The organism is Planctobacterium sp. R6 (assembly GCF_055755215.1).
Map to the genome: position 1 here is coordinate 1 of NZ_JBVTQY010000065.1, position 15,672 is coordinate 15,672.

At 45.5% G+C, this 15,672-nt stretch carries 15 protein-coding genes; 4 read left to right on the forward strand and 11 right to left on the reverse strand.

From position 1 onward, the window contains the following. Positions 1-307: 307 nt before the first annotated feature. From AC0J20_RS22245 to AC0J20_RS22295, 11 genes are all read right to left on the reverse strand, one after another. Entirely contained in the window at positions 308-1,483 is a 1,176-nt protein-coding gene (locus AC0J20_RS22245) for a flagellar assembly protein T N-terminal domain-containing protein (RefSeq protein WP_473023423.1), read from the reverse strand. Between the two features lie 7 nt (positions 1,484-1,490). After that, positions 1,491-2,291, reverse strand: a complete 801-nt coding sequence (locus tag AC0J20_RS22250) for a flagellar basal body L-ring protein FlgH (RefSeq protein ID WP_229528158.1) — start codon at positions 2,289-2,291, stop codon at positions 1,491-1,493. A gap of 30 nt (positions 2,292-2,321) precedes the next feature. After that, positions 2,322-3,047, reverse strand: a complete 726-nt coding sequence (locus AC0J20_RS22255; RefSeq protein ID WP_473023424.1) for a hypothetical protein — start codon at positions 3,045-3,047, stop codon at positions 2,322-2,324. A 558-nt stretch (positions 3,048-3,605) separates the two neighbouring features. Continuing rightward, entirely contained in the window at positions 3,606-5,696 is a 2,091-nt protein-coding gene (locus AC0J20_RS22260) for a hybrid sensor histidine kinase/response regulator (protein WP_473023425.1), read from the reverse strand. Positions 5,697-5,764: 68 nt separating this feature from the next. Next, on the reverse strand, positions 5,765-6,334 hold the full coding sequence (locus AC0J20_RS22265) for a paraquat-inducible protein A (protein ID WP_473023426.1): 570 nt from the start codon (positions 6,332-6,334) through the stop codon (positions 5,765-5,767). A gap of 55 nt (positions 6,335-6,389) precedes the next feature. Beyond that, positions 6,390-7,565, reverse strand: a complete 1,176-nt coding sequence (locus tag AC0J20_RS22270; protein WP_473023427.1) for an ABC transporter permease — start codon at positions 7,563-7,565, stop codon at positions 6,390-6,392. Next, on the reverse strand, positions 7,558-8,505 hold the full coding sequence (locus tag AC0J20_RS22275; RefSeq protein ID WP_473023428.1) for an ABC transporter ATP-binding protein: 948 nt from the start codon (positions 8,503-8,505) through the stop codon (positions 7,558-7,560). Before AC0J20_RS22275 ends, AC0J20_RS22270 begins: the two co-directional genes overlap by 8 nt. A 40-nt stretch (positions 8,506-8,545) precedes the next feature. Next, on the reverse strand, positions 8,546-9,562 hold the full coding sequence (locus AC0J20_RS22280) for a GGDEF domain-containing protein (RefSeq protein WP_229528164.1): 1,017 nt from the start codon (positions 9,560-9,562) through the stop codon (positions 8,546-8,548). Positions 9,563-9,628: 66 nt separating this feature from the next. Then, positions 9,629-11,041: a siroheme synthase CysG gene (gene cysG, locus AC0J20_RS22285; RefSeq protein WP_473023429.1), complete on the reverse strand. Its 1,413-nt coding sequence runs from the start codon at positions 11,039-11,041 to the stop codon at positions 9,629-9,631. A gap of 99 nt (positions 11,042-11,140) precedes the next feature. Further along, positions 11,141-12,877, reverse strand: a complete 1,737-nt coding sequence (locus AC0J20_RS22290) for a DEAD/DEAH box helicase (protein ID WP_473023430.1) — start codon at positions 12,875-12,877, stop codon at positions 11,141-11,143. Positions 12,878-13,000: 123 nt separating this feature from the next. Then, a complete protein-coding gene (locus tag AC0J20_RS22295; RefSeq protein WP_229528167.1) occupies positions 13,001-13,828 on the reverse strand; it encodes an ion transporter in 828 nt (275 codons plus the stop codon). Between the two features lie 161 nt (positions 13,829-13,989). Here AC0J20_RS22295 and AC0J20_RS22300 point away from each other — a divergent pair, with 161 nt between their 5' ends. From AC0J20_RS22300 to AC0J20_RS22315, 4 genes are all read left to right on the forward strand, one after another. Next, the gene (locus AC0J20_RS22300) at positions 13,990-14,616 is read left to right on the forward strand and encodes a MarC family protein (RefSeq protein WP_229528168.1); all 627 of its coding nucleotides are present in this window, start codon (positions 13,990-13,992) and stop codon (positions 14,614-14,616) included. Positions 14,617-14,728: 112 nt separating this feature from the next. Further along, a complete protein-coding gene (locus tag AC0J20_RS22305; RefSeq protein WP_473023431.1) occupies positions 14,729-14,902 on the forward strand; it encodes a hypothetical protein in 174 nt (57 codons plus the stop codon). A 94-nt stretch (positions 14,903-14,996) separates the two neighbouring features. Continuing rightward, a complete protein-coding gene (locus AC0J20_RS22310; protein WP_229528170.1) occupies positions 14,997-15,155 on the forward strand; it encodes a hypothetical protein in 159 nt (52 codons plus the stop codon). A 214-nt stretch (positions 15,156-15,369) separates the two neighbouring features. Continuing rightward, entirely contained in the window at positions 15,370-15,540 is a 171-nt protein-coding gene (locus tag AC0J20_RS22315) for a hypothetical protein (protein ID WP_229528171.1), read from the forward strand. The last annotated feature ends 132 nt before the right edge of the window (positions 15,541-15,672 follow it).

Here is a 15,672-nt window from a genome sequence, read left to right on the forward strand (position 1 = left end):
GGATTCGACACCCATACCTTAAACTGGTAACTCTCTCTTTTAAAAGGGAAATGTCAGATTAGATTGGAACTTCTATAGGTTAGCTCCCCAACTTCAGAAAGCCCTGATTTCTTTTCAGGGCTTTTTATTTTGGACCATCAGATGAATGATTGTCCCCGACGGATTATTCATGACTGGAGCGGCGGCTTACTGGTTGTCTTCCCAATTCCACAAGGCCCTGATGGGCTTTCCTGAGGTGGCCTATCGCTATTCTCCGCTCAGAGCACAATAAGCCTGACCTATTGTGGTTCGTTATCCGTATATCAAATTAGTGTTTTTGTTCTGCAGAACTCATAAAATCGAATACCCTTGCACTGAGTGACGCGCCAATTTTCACCGGGTAGATAACGGACGTTTCTGAATTTAAACTGATTACTTTGAATTCACTGTCTTTCTGGTGAGAAATATAGGGTTTACTTAATATTCGACCAGAGTATTCTGAAACTCTTTTATTAAGATTTAATATGTCTCCGAGCTGAACTCCGTGCGATGCACCTAAATTTATGATGAATCCACTATCAGTAGGCGCAATAATTTGGGCATAACTTTTGGAGCATTTAATTGCATCGTCAATATCAATGGCGGCATTGCCCAAAGTATTGGCGATCGCCATGCCAAAATCAGACTGCCAAAACAGGCTACTTTGTAAATCTACTGGATCATTGAGGGAAAATGACCAGTCAGCTTCAGCATGATAGGATTGCTCAAGGATGATATTCTGACTAAAGGTATCCAGGAGGTAAATTCTTATCGTGAAGCTTCGACGAGTTTTGGTTTGTTTTGAAAAAATCTTGTCTTTGGTTTGGGTAAACAAACTTAGATCACGAATTACACCAAAAAGTGCATACTGATGCCCATATTCTCTTTCCAGGTATTCAGAATTGCGGACTAATTCTGGCCATTGGAACCCGGAATTAGCGTCATTTAGATCGAAAGATTGATTTATTAAATGAGCATTTAGCTGTTCAATGTGAGAGTTTAATTGAAGCTGCATCCTTTTCGTTACATGTGTCCCAATATCAAAAAGCTGCCCTAATGCGGCTTGTTTAGGATCCATCAACACGAACTGACTTACGAGCAGTCTTTTTCCGTATTTGGTTTTTCTGCAACCCTCATCCACGAGAATGTCAGCTCTGACATTTACCGTCAAAACACCGTTGCTAATATCTTCACTCAAAACCTCTGCGCGTCTCAGGTAGCCTTGCGTTTGTAATATAACTTTACTACCAACCAACACCCCATCTAAGACGATTTCTTCTGAAGAAATCGTTGCTCCGGCTCTGTAGGACGCATCCGATATTGCATTTTTAATGGTCAATTCACGGACGGCATCCAAATCAGCGCCATCAATTGACATTCTTGCCTGGCCGTAAAACCAGTTTTCCGAATAGGCCAGGTTGCACCAACCCATTAAAATAACTATCAAAATGGTTTTTATATCCATGATCTACTCAATTGAAAACGGAAAGAATTTTGTCAATTACAGAACCCCTTTGGTTCTCTTGTAGTTCACCTACACCGCTGAACTCAATTTTTGGGTTTCCCAGTTTTGTCGAACTTACGGTGTTCTGTGCGGTTATATCCTTTGTGCGTATTTCACCAATGACTCTGACAAACTCCTCTCCTTCATTGAGTTTTAACCACTTTTCTCCTGCAACGATTAAATTCCCATTGTTGAGGATCTCTTTAACGAAAACATTGATAACACCTTCTACTGAATTAAATTGTTCGCTACTGGCTGAACTTTCGAAAGAACTGCCTTGTTGATGATCCACATTAACTTGTCCTCTCTCCAGGTTTATCCCCCCGGCTCTAACCTGCAGCGGACCAACAGACATTTCACTGGCTTTATCCTTCTTCAGTTGTTGGTTTTTGGTCGCTTTAGTTTCTTCTTCAATGACTACCTGAACCATGTCGCCAATCTTGTAATTGGTTTTATGTAGAAACAGTCCATAGTATTCATTCTCATTAAACAGCGAACCTGTTGGCGCAACCAGTTGAGGAGGATTTTTGTTTCGTATTGGGACATAGTCGATGTTGCCCCTTGCTATTTTTTCAGGCTCGGGATGCGGAAGGGGAGTATTACTTACTCGGGGATCTGTTGGTAAATTCTTAACCACTTCTTGTTCTGATGAATTGAGAGTTTGACAACCTGTTAGCAGAATAAAAGCAGCGAAAAGTGCAAGCCTCTTGGTTTTCGCACATAAAAAAGGTTGGCGAGGAAAGGACGAAAGCAGATGAAACTTCATCATGTCGGTTCTCACAATGTAATGGTGTAACTTTTAAGCACTAATGTTGGAAATTAACTCAGCCCCTAAATTGAAGGCATTTTCAGTAATAGAGTCTCCTGTCACTGACTCAGTTGCTGTGTCAATCGCTGCATAGGCTGCACCCATTGGACCGCCGGCAATGAAACCACCAGCAATTGCTGAAGCTGCACTTATGTCTGTGGGAGTTGTTCCTTTGTAAATATCAGAAACAATTGGAATATGGTTTAGTGGGTTAACTGCTTCGAAGACATCTTCAATACCCGCTCCGTCTGTCCCAAAAGAAAAACTGACGAAACTATCAAAGGCTTTTTCTGCATCATTCATCATTCCTTCGATGATTGAGGTGGGTTCAGCTTCAGACGTCTGGTTTTGTGGAACATCCTGGTCAGTGCTCGCAACTTCACTGTTAGATTGTTGGCTTGCTGCACTTGATGTAAGCAATGAGGTTTTTAACGCTCCGGCAAACTGGCGTTGCAGGTCTGAAATGTCATTGTCAGAGAAAAGTCCTTCTCCGGAAGCAGGAGTTGATGTAGATGCAGAGGAGTCCAGAAGTTTATCCAGTGTGTCCGCACTTTTTTTGACGATAGTCGCCGTATCGTTATTGACGTTGCTGACATTGTCAACCACTGCACCCACCGAGCCTAAAGTGGTTTTAAATAAACCACCGTTGATTTGTTCTTTTTCACCCCGGCTGGTGATATCAATAATGGTGTTATCACGCGTAATCTGTTCTAACATTGTTACACTCCAACGTGTTTTAAATATACAAATATTGAAAGATCTATAAATAAAGAAGGTAAAATTTTATCTGAAGTAATCAGATGATTTTCATTAGGCAGAATGTGTGCCAAAAGTTTTACTTTTTTGAGTTGTGTGAAAACTCTGGGGGACGGGAATAAATTATATACCGAAGATTATATAACCTGACATGATTTGCCACCTGTTGCGGCAATAAAGTCCATTTTATCAATGTGTTGTGGCACATTATTGCCCAGATGTAATTAAATGTAACGACAACACTTAAATGACATTGGTTTCGTCGTTGAAGTATTTTTTAGCATTGTCACTTAGTTCATTTAATGAGCTAAGAAACGTTCATAAATATTACATATAGTTTCTTTTTTAAGCGTTACTGTTTCTTTTATCGGTAATAAAATTGAAATGTTTATTTTTTATGCCGGCTTTTTTCAGGCGTGTAATATTTCACTCATTTGTGGGCTGATTTTGTTGATGCCTTGATGACCTGCTGCGATGTGAAATGTCCGTCGGGCTGTAACAAACACTGACCATTCAAAATTATTGTAGATTGGAGTCTGAATTCACCGAACTCGAAGGCGATTCTATAGCACTGTCTAAATTATTGAGGGCAATGGGTTTGGTGAGTATTTCATCAATCATGCCCTGGTTCTTGAGTTCTTTGGCTGCGTCTTCAATGTCGCCGGTAACCATAATGGTTCTGATGGGCTTTTTACTGAGGTGGCGTATCGCTAATATCAGTTCAGAGCCTAATAAGCCCGGCATATTGTGGTCTGTTACCAGTACGTCAAATTGATGTTTTGCTTGCTGGAACAATGCCAGTGCTTCCTGGCCGTTGGAGGCTTCGGTCACCTTGTAACCCTTCATGGTCAGGTAGGTGCTATAGATATTGCGCAAACTGGCTTCATCTTCCACCAGTAATATCTGCTCAGTGCCACTCAGCTTCTGCGGACTGGGCTCTGGAATATTTTCCTCTGCCTGAAGCGGTGTGGCAGGCAACCGGATCACAAATGTTGTGCCTTTTTGCGGCTCACTGTGGACACTGATGGAGCCATCTAGTTTTTGGATTACACCGTGTACCACTGATAAACCCAGTCCGGTACCTTCGGTTTTCTTCTTGGTGCTAAAAAAGGGTTCGAACAGTTTGTGTTTTGCTTCCTCCGCGATACCACTGCCATTGTCGGTGATGGCTAAGAGAAAGTCATCTCCTTCTCGGGTCAGTGTTAAGTCGACGCTGGTGGCACCTGCCTGGGAGGCGTTTTTCACCAGGTTGATCAGTATCTGGCTGACGGAGGACTCATCAGCCAGGATATTGCCTTGTGCGTGGCAGGCGAAATTGACCGTGCATTTCTTTTTTAGCCCGGGGGCCAGCAACTCTAACGTTTGACTAATGTGTTGTGCGATGTCGATCACTTTCAGGTATTCGGTGTCTGCCCGGGAAAACTGTAAAATCTGGCGTACCAAACTCGCGCCTCTTTCGCCAGCTTCAATAATATGATTGACACATTTTTGGGCACTGTCGTTTAAAGCTACGCTGAGTTTTAACAACTCAGAGCTGCCGCGAATTATCGCCAGAATGTTGTTGAAATCGTGTGCGATACCACTGGCCAGGGTGCCCATAGACTCCATTTTTTGCGCGTTTTGCGAGCGTTGTTCAACTTCTATGACAGACCGCAAATCGGTGATATTGAGCCAAATCAGCTCGGCACCATCGTCAATCCGATGTGAGCTGAACTGATCAAAAAATACCGGAATTGCAGTGCCATTCAGGGCCAGGACTTTGCCTGACATTTCGTTTTGATTTGTGGCATTGTGACCAACACAAACCGATTCCACCGGTTCACCCAGCAATTGCGATTTGTGCTGATATTGCAGCATTTCAACAAAGCTCTGGTTGACAAAGTTGATCTTCCCGGTGGCTTTTTCATAGTTGAGCACGCCGTTTTGTGAGTGATCAGTAAAGGTATCAAAGGTATGTCTGATGCGGGCAATCTGAGTGCGTTGGCGTTCTATAGCGGCTTTGTCATTTTTAACCCGCCGCAGTACCGGCAATACTACAAATAACAATGCCACCGTGATAAGCGTAACAGACAAAATAAGTGTTTGTTGTAGCCGCATGAGTTGTTGTTCCTGGTGGCTTTGTTGTTCCTGGTACAGGTTATCAGCCAGTTGGCGCAATGCCGTCAACATGTCGCGATTGGCATCGCTACTGATAAAATGTTGGGCAGGTGTTGTATCGTCATTTAACGCGTCCCGGGTAACCGTGATGAGTTGTTCTAACTGCTGGTACAGTGGCTCCGTGAGTCGCTCATTGTCGGACGTGTCATGATTAAATGCCTGATGGCGAAAATAATTGCGGTTTTCCGTGATCCGGGAAAGCTGCTCAACCGCGTGGTGTTTCAAATTGCGGCGATGGGATAACTGGTTGGTGGAAATAAGAGCCTGTAAAGTAAGCTCCAGCGTCTTTGCGCGCTCACTCAATTCTTTTGCCAGACTGGCTTGCAGGACCTTAAGCTTTTGCAGCTCGATGTAATGCTGCTGTATGGCATAGGACATCAGCAATACTGCCAGAGCGGTCAGTAGAGAAATGGTAGAACGGGTTTTAAATCCCGTGAGTGACAGCGCTTCCATGGTTTAGGCTGGCGATGTTTCCGCAGGTTTGTTTTGTTAAAGATAGCACAACTGGCAAAACTGCCAATTTAACGGGACTGGGATCTTACGCCGTGTTGGAAAATCAGGGTGCCTGCCAGGGCCACAATACAGTAGCCGGTAAAATACCAAAATCCTGGCCCAACGTTTGACAGGGTTTGCGAGCTCAGTTCAAAACTGACTTTAAACAACCCCATGTTGATTTCCTGCTGGCTGCTGGTGCTGCTGTGATCCGTTGAAAGTACTGCCAGAAAAATAGCCACCACAAAAACATCGGCCATGGACCACTTGCCGATATTACTTACCAGAGCCGATAATGTTTCTTGTGTTCCTGGAGTGCGACAAAAACGCGCTATCGCTACCAGAAAAGTTTTCATGACAGGAATGATGACTGAAAAAAACAAAATCAAAAAGCCCACCAGAAAACGCTGATCCTGCCAAAGTTCGTCAACCGTACCCAGAATCGAGAGTTGTTTATCAACCAGCGACGCGGTTAACGCTGAATTTCCCAGGTTTGCTAACAGCTCCATATCCAGTGAGAACATGGGCAGTAAAATACCGGGTACAAATAACCCAAGTGCAATCAGATTGAGGGCAAAGCCGAGATTTTGTCGTAACACAATTAACAGTCTCTGGTTGATAAATTTTAGAACGGCAAAGATGCACCGTGGCGCGTTATAAGGATTTATCTCGCATGTTTTTCCACATCTGGTACCAGGTAGGCTCTTTGCCAAACAGGGTGATATTGGCGCGAAAAATCCGGCTGGCATACAAACGTACTGCCCAAATACCCGCGATCATCAATCCCAGTGATAGCATCACTTGCCACGCGGGCACCGCCATCGAAGCCAAACGCATAGGCATAAAAGACAGGGCTGTCAGGGGCACCATGGATAAGATGGTGGCTACTTCACCGGCGGGATCATCCAGCACCATAAATACCAACATTACCGGCACCATGGGTAAAAACATCAGACCGGTTTTACCGGAGTGATTGGGATCGTCAATGGTGGCTGAGAATCCTACAAACACGTAATTCCAAAAAATGATACCGGCAATACAGAACAACACCATCAGTGTAATTGGCGAATCTGCCAGACTGAGATCGAGTTCCTGTTGCGGCGAAAATATCATAATGGCGCTGTATACTAAACCCATAATCAGCAACGTCGACAGCAAACTCTTGATGCTGGACAGACACAAACCCAGTGCTTTGCCGTCTATCCATTGCTGAAAATTAACACAGGTCAGAAGTTGTTCCGTGACCCGGTGCTGTTTCTCCTGCGTAACCGAAGTCATGCTCAGGGCAAAACTGTTAAAAACCGCAAGTGCAGTAAGAATGGCCACCACGGTGCTAAGCAAACGGGCGTCTTGTCCTACATCCTGTTCTGCATTGTTGATTATGGCAATGTTCAGTGGTTGCTGTAATTGTTGCAGTTCCTCATCCGATATATTCATCGCCTGAAGCAACTGCTGACGCTCGTAATCTTCCAGCTCTGTTTCCAGTTTAGTGCGCCAACTAACCTCATTGGGGATCAGCAACTGATACTGTCCTGATGCTGTATCAAACAATAAAATACCGTCGTATCCCTGTTCCTGCATGATAGCCTGATAAGTCTCGTTATCCGGTTGATTTGCTATTTGGTGAGACTGAAAATGGTCACTGAGCTGCACCTGTACTGCGCTACTAACAGCCAGTATGACTTTTTCCTGCTGTGTCTGTTGTTGCCAGTATTGCACTGCGAACAGAGCGCCATAGATGGCCAGCATGATAAAATAACCAATGAGTTCTTGTTTTAGTTTGAGATTCTTCAGAAATTCCCATTGAGCCACAATCCAAACCTTATGCATGACTTTGACTCCCTGTGGTGTTTTCGCTGAGGGCATGTAGATAAATTTCGTGTAGCCCCGGTTGTTGCAGTTGTAAATTAACAATCGGCAACATGGTCATTAGTTGCTGCAGGAGATTGGGGATCTGACAGCGGGATACCAATTGTAAGTGCAGATTATTTGCTTTGTTTAGGGTTACCGAGCAGACATCATCAAAGCCTTGTCGAATGGCATCCAGTTGCGCTGTTTCGGGCACCGATGCCAGCTCCAGTTGCAGTTCACTGCCCAGTGTCGATTCCGTGCGAATGCTGTCCATATTGCCGTACAACACCGATTTGCCGTTTGCCATCAGCAGCAACCTGTCGGCCAGCTTTTCCACCAGAGACATCTGATGCGCGCTGAGCAATACCGTAGTGCCTTGTTGTTGCAGGGTTTTTAAAAACTGAATCACTTTTTCCTGATTGACCGGGTCCAGTCCGGAAAAGGGCTCGTCCAGTATCACCAGTTCAGGTCGGTGGATGATACTGCTCAATAACTGTATCTTTTGCTGATTGCCCTTAGAGAGAGATTTCAACGGTTCTTTTTGCCGGTCAGCTAATTCAAACTCCGTCAACCAGTGCTGAATTTGTTGCTCCGCATCGGCTTTGCGCATACCTTTTAACGCGGCCACGTAATGCAAAATTTTGTGTATTGAAACGTCCTGATACAGACCGCGTTCTTCCGGCAGATAACCAAACTGGTCGCTGTCTAACTGGGTGAAAGACTGCTCATGGTGTTGAAAAACAATGTCGCCGCTGTCTTTACTTGTCAGACCGACTAACATGCGTATGGTGGAAGACTTTCCGGCGCCATTGGGGCCCAGAATCGCGAAAATTTCACCACTGTTGACCCTGAAACTGAGTGCATCTACTGCGGTCAGGTTTTTATAGCGCTTACTCAGGCTGTTGACATCAATGTGCATTGACAAATTCCCTTTGTGACTTCAATTCTAAATCGGAATATTAACTGATGGGCATAACCCGGTTGCGACCCAGGCGTTTAGCTTCGTAGAGCAATTTATCCGCTTTTTCAATCAGATTACCAGCAGATTCGCTTCCTGCAAATACGGCAACCCCAAAAGAGGCGGTGATATCGCCCACTACTTTACCGGTAGATTTCTGTTTAACCTGGATTTTCTCGATAGTGCGGCGCATTGTTTCGGCCAGGTGGCAAGCGCGTCCCTGATTGCTGACAGGCAGGATAATAGCAAACTCTTCGCCCCCGAAGCGATAAGCCTCAGCGCCATCCCGGCAACTGGATTTCAACTTTTTGGCCACTGCTTTGAGCACAAGATCACCCATTTGATGACCGTGGCTGTCATTGAACTTTTTAAAATGGTCCACATCCAGCAAAATGAGTGAGGCTTCGCCATTTGCTACAGCAGTTGCAAACTCAGAATCAAAATAGCGCCGATTGTTGAGCCCGGTCAGGGCATCAACCAGCGCTTCCTTTTTACTGACTTCCAGTTTTTCTTTTAAATCGCTGATCTCTTTTTCGGCATTTGCCATGGCGGCACTGAAGGTCAGCGTACTGTTGCGGATCTTCTGTCCTTCTTTGACCAGGTTGCGCACCATTGACATGGTTTCTTCTACGGAAAAGCCTTCGCTTTCCACCTTTTTTAAGCCATCCAGACTTTTGTCCATGACATCGCGAAATCCATTGGTCTCGTGGCGGGTATCTTTTACGGTCTGACTAAGCTCAGTGATCATCGCGTCAATGCTTCGTCGCAGTTGCCAGGCACTGACTTCCTGTTTATCCGCAACGTGTGTGCGGTACATATCTAAAGCCCGGGCTTCGGAAATAGCGTTGTAACTATCAATGGCAGAATCCACCGCCTGATTGAGGTCTGGCGACTGGTTGCTGGCATAGGTGTACCAGATCGCGTAGTTGGTTGGCTCAGCGGATATCTTGTGCTTGATCAGCAGCGGCACGGTTTGCTTGAGAATTTTAAACGAATTTTCCAGGTCGTCTGCAGACATACTTGTTATTAAACCGGATCAGTGGAATGACTAGATTATTTCTTTCAATCCGGCTTAACGCAAGGCTCAAAGGCGATTTTCTGAATTTGTTGCGGGATTAAACCAGTCAAATTGCCGGTGTAACGACACCACACTGCCCACAATAATTAAGGTTGGTGGCTGCAAGAGGGCTACTTCCGGGTTATCTAAAATATCGCGCAACGTACCCGTTACAACCCTTTGGTTTTGCAGGGTGGCCTGTTGTACGAGTGCAATAGGTGTTTCAGCAGGTAAACCGTGTTCCTGCAGTTTTTCAGTGATAACATTCAGCCCGGTGAGGCCCATATAAAATACGATGGTTTGATTGGGCTGCGCCAGGCCGGACCAATTCAGGTTAATGGTATTGTCTTTTAAATGACCAGTAGCGAACACCACCGATTGCGCGTGATCGCGATGCGTCAGCGGAATTCCCGCGTAACTGGCCGCGCCGTTGGCTGCAGTGATACCTGGTACCACCTGAAAATCCACACCGGCATCCACCAGGGTTTCCAGTTCTTCACCGCCACGGCCGAAAATAAAGGGATCGCCGCCTTTTAAACGCACCACACGGTGACCTTCTTTGGCTTTTTCCACCAACATGGCACTGATCTGCTCTTGGGGAATAGTGTGATTGCTTTTTTCTTTGCCCACATAGATTTTTTCGGCGTCGCGGCGCACCAGATCCATTATTTGTGGTGATACCAGGCGATCAAAAATTACTACGTCGGCTTTTTGCATCAGACGCAATGCTCTGAAAGTCAGTAGTTCCGGGTCACCCGGACCGGCACCAATGAGATAAACCTGTCCCTGGCTAAAACTCTCGTCCTGTCCAGCGGATTCCAGCTTTTCTAAAAAGGGCATTTCTGCTTCACTCAGATTGCCTTGCAACACGCCTTCGGCCACATCACTGTCGAAAAACCATTCCCAAAAATAGCGACGCTGGGTCACTGTGGGCAGTTTGGATTTTACGGTTTCACGAAACTTTTCTGCAAAGTCACCCAGATAGCGGATATTTTGCGGAATGATGGCCTCCAGCTTTTGGCGTAAATAACGCAACAGCACCGGCGCCACACCACCACTGCTCATGGCAATAGTGATATTGCCTCGGTCTACGATCGACGGTGTAATAAAATCGCATAATGGCGGGTTATCCACCACATTCACTATGATATTTCTGGCCTTGGCTTGTTGCTGAATACCGGCGTTAAGCGTTTCGTCATTGGTGGCAATAAATACCAACTGGGCGCCATCTAAATATTGTACCTCAAAGCGGTTTTGATGCAGCGTGATTTTGCCCTGTTGGGCCAGCAGCGCCACGGTAGGTGAGACATCCGGTGCCACTACTGAAATAGTGGCCTCGGTTTTAAGCAACAGCTCTATTTTTCTTGCGGCGACTTCACCGGCACCCACCACCAGTACCTGGATATTATGGGTATCGAAAAACAAAGGAAAATAACGCATGACGGAGAACCAGATATTAAACTGAAGTCAGTTTGCCAGATTTATCTATAACCAATAAATCATTAATTGGTTATAGATATAATCAAAGGTTATTAATATTTAGTCTCTGTTATTGCGTGGACGAGACTTCTTCTCGGGACGATCTTGCCATTCGGTTAAATCCAGTTTTTGACCGGCCACACGGGTTTTCTTGAGAATGCCGCGAACTTCATTGGGCATCCCTTTGGGCAGATCAACAGTACTGAAATTATCATAAATGTTTATTGCACCGATAAACTCACTGTCCAGGCCTGCTTCGTTAGCAATGGCACCAACAATGCTACCAGGGCGCACGTCGTGTTTACGACCCACCATGATTTTGTAACGTTGCATATTCTCGTCAGGCTTGTTATCGCGCTTATTGCGGCTGCGTTCGCGACCACCACGTTCACCACGCTCGCGACTGCCGCCATCGCGACCGCGTTCACGACGATTGTCTCTGGCGCCGCGATCCGGCAGATTGATTTCCGGCACGTCATCTTCAGATAAGAAGATTTGTTCACCACCTTGAGCCAGGCTGGCGAAAGCGGCAAGCAGGGCTTCCGGACCGGCTTCGGTTTCTTGCTGAATTTGCGTGATGACTTCTGACCAGGTTTCCAGATCTTCGGCGTCTAACGCTTCAAATACCCGGGTTTTAAAACGGCTCAGGCGAGATTCGTTTAACTCACTGACATTGGGAATTGGCAGTGGCGCAATCGCCTGTTTGGTGGCTTTTTCAATGGCCTTTAACATGCGCATTTCACGAGGTGAAATAAACAGAATAGCCTCACCTTCACGACCGGCACGGCCAGTACGACCAATCCGGTGTACATAACTTTCTGTGTCGTAAGGAATGTCAAAGTTAATAACGTGACTGACGCGATCAACATCCAGACCACGGGCAACTACGTCGGTAGCTACCAGGATGTCAATTTGACCTTGTTTTAAACGCTCAACAGTGCGCTCACGTGATTTTTGCTGAATGTCACCATTAAGCGGTTCAACATCATAACCGCGGGCCGCCAGTTTGTCGGCCAGCTCAGTGGTGGCTGTCTTGGTGCGCACGAAAATAATGACACCGTCGAATTCTTCCACTTCCAGTACCCGCGTCAGTGCCTCTAACTTGTTGTTAGGTGATACCTTGCAGAAGCGCTGGCGAATTTTTTCAGCGGTGCTGGTTTTGGCGGCGATTTTTACGGTTTTTGGATCATCCAGAAACTTATCAGCAATCTTGCGAATTTGCGGTGGCATGGTGGCCGAGAATAAGGCGGTCTGACGATCGGCTGGTACCTGTTCCAGTACCCATTCGACGTCATCGATAAAGCCCATGCGCAGCATTTCGTCAGCTTCGTCCAGTACTAACATGCTGACGTTATCTAATCTTAATGTTTTGCGTTTGATATGGTCGATAACACGACCTGGTGTACCCACCACAATTTGTACGCCACGTTTTAACTGGCGGATCTGATGGTCATACGAAGAACCACCGTAAATGGGTAGTATGCGAATGCGGTCGCTAAATGCCGCATAGGCCTGAAATGCTTCGGCTACCTGAATCGCCAGCTCTCGGGTTGGGGCCAGAACAACCAACTGTGGCTGATTAATTTCAGGATTTACTTTTGCCAACATGGGCAGAGCAAAGGCAGCGGTTTTACCTGTTCCGGTTTGTGCCTGGCCAATCAGATCATGACCTTCGCTTAATAATGGAATGGCTTCCGCCTGAATAGGTGAGGGGGTTTCGTAGCCGATTTTGTCCAGTGCATCCAGCACTTGCTGGGGTAAATTAAGATCACTGAACTTGATGGTATTGGATGTCATGTAAAGAATTTCCGGTAGAATGCGCGCCGGGAGGCGCAAAAATATGCGTGTTTTTCAGGGTTAAGAGAGCAATTGTAATTCAAATGCTCTCATGGGGCCAATTTATTCTGTTTTATTTTTAAACTATTGCGGATCAGAACGCTTTTGATTGTTCAGCAGAGTTTGCATTTGCGCCTGTAACGCCGTTAACTTTTCATCCAGATCTTTAATGCTGGGTTCGTGATTAGCTTCCTGTTCTTCCTGCCGGGCTTTGGCATGTTCCTGTTCCATGACGTTCACCACGATACCGATCACCATGTTTAAAAACGCAAAGGCGGTGAAGAAAATAAAACTGATGTAAAAGATCCAGCTAAGGGGATAGTGCGCCATGGTTTCGTACATGACATCGGTCCAGTCTTCAAAGGTCATCACTCTGAACAAGGTCAATAAGGAAATCGCAATATCGCCCCACAACTCCGGATTGATGTCATAAAACAGGGTACTGCCGACAGCGGCATAAATATAAAAGATGATGAACATCAATAACATAACATAGCCCAGCTGCGGCAAAGCTTTAATGAGAGAAGTGAGCAAGATACGTAGTTCGGGGATAAATGACACCATACGCAATACCCGAAAAACGCGCACCAGGCGGGCAATAACGGCGGCTTCGGAGTTTTCGATGGGGATCAGGCTGATCAACACAATTGTGGTGTCGAACAGATTCCAGAAGTCTTTGAAAAAATACCGCTTTTTGGTTTCTGCCAGAAAACGAATGCTAATCTCAACCAGGAAAAAACCGGTAATAAACCAATCTAAAAACAGCGTGATTTGATTGAAGGGGTCCGGTAATTTATAGGTTTTCGCTCCTACCAACAGGGCCGAGAACACGATCACTGAGATAACAAACAGTTCGAAAATTTTATTGGAACGAATGCGCAAAAAGACGTTTTGAACTTCGGTAATTTGCATAGCTGGGGCATAACAGGTAAAAATTGCGCATAGGATAGGTAAATGTTGGGTACTGTCAAATGAAATTCGTTAATATAGCGGGCAGTAGCGATAGCACCATCTGCGCCTGAATATCATTTAGATGATGAGTTTTTACTGACCCGGATACTGGAACCCTGCCTGTGGAACACATACTTTTTGTTTTTACCTCCTTACTTGCCATGATCAACCCGATAGCCGCGATCCCGGTGTATATCAGTTTGACCCAATCCCTCAGTATCAAAACCCGTCGCAAAGTCATTTTGTTGTCAACCGCCGCCGCGTTTTCTGCCATGGTGATCTTTGCGCTGGCAGGGCAGGCCATTTTTAATTTTTTCAGTATTCACGTCAGCTCATTGCGGGTGGTAGGCGGCGCTTTGTTTTTTATCATGGGGTATGAAATGTTGCGTGGGCGTACTGTGCCAAAAAAGCTGCCGGAAGAATCCGATGATAACTACGGCAAAGATATTGCGGTAACGCCTTTGGGAATACCCATGATTTGTGGCCCGGGTGCTATTACTATGGTGACCCTGTTTATGCAGGAGGCCAATACGGCAATGCAGCAGGTTAATGTGGTGCTGGGGATTTTTGCCGCCTGTGTGGCAACGGCGGTGGTTTTTACCATTGGTGAGAGTGTTTTGCGGGTGCTGGGTAAAACCGGCGCTAACGTTATGATGCGACTGATGGGCTTGATCATGATGCTGATTGCGGTGGAGTTCTTTTTCGCCGGGGTGCTGTATTATGTGAAGGTCATTGCTGCGGCGATGTAGCAGTGGCCGGTGTGATGATGGAAAAATTTTTATTAATCTGGTAAAAAATTCTCGCATCCACAAAAAAATGCACTAAACTTTCAAAAATTCAACAATGTGATTTTTAATCGAGATGAGTAGTACGGTTTCAAATATTCAAACATTACGTCAGGATGTGGGTAGATTGGTAGAGTCATTGGCGCAGTCGCCGGTTGGCTTAAAGGATGTCAGACGGATCAGCCGTCAGTTGCGACAGGTGGTAGGCCATTTTGAAGCGCTGAACCAACAAATTAACCGCAAACGTTAAATTGTTCACAATTTAACGGTTATTTTTCCCGCAAGCTTTTCCCATTGATGCCGATACAGAGAGTAGTTCCGGTAGTTTAATGCAGGGGAATGGCATGATGTCGCATCAGGAATATTTTCAAATTCAGGCTATGCAATTATTTGGTGAGTTAGGCGGTAAACACGGCACTCACAAAGATGGCGCCGCCTTGTTATTGGCGTTTCAACAAATGGTGGAGAATTTTAAATCTGCCAGCCAGCAAGCCAATTCATAAGGTCAGACTCAGGCTTATCAGAATAAGTTTGTGAATGACTTCACAGAGCCGGTGAATAGTGCTCCTGTTTGTCAAAGACACTTTCTATAATCTGATTTGTGGCTGATGTCTTACAAATGATTAAGTTTTTTACCAAATCTTTTTCTGTATTGGCAACGTAGTATAGCCAGTGCCAGGTGAATCTAAAATAATTATGACTGACAGGAAACTCAACATGACTCCGCAAATGCTGATTGAAGAATTGCAACAAAAGCTGGGAACCATTGCCTCGAACCTTTCAGAAATGCCCCGGGGTGAAGATCAGGTAGCGCATATTAGTCACTCTCTGGAAGACGTGATTATCGACTTAGAGTGTGTACGTGATTATCTGAAAGTGCGTAATTGAAAACACTGCAACACGGGTTTAGATTTGCATACAAAAAAGGATGGCAGTGCCATCCCAGACTGTTGAAAAAGGCCTGGACGCAGATCCAGGCCTTTGATCTAATAGGCATATAGAAATTGGAGATTTCAATAT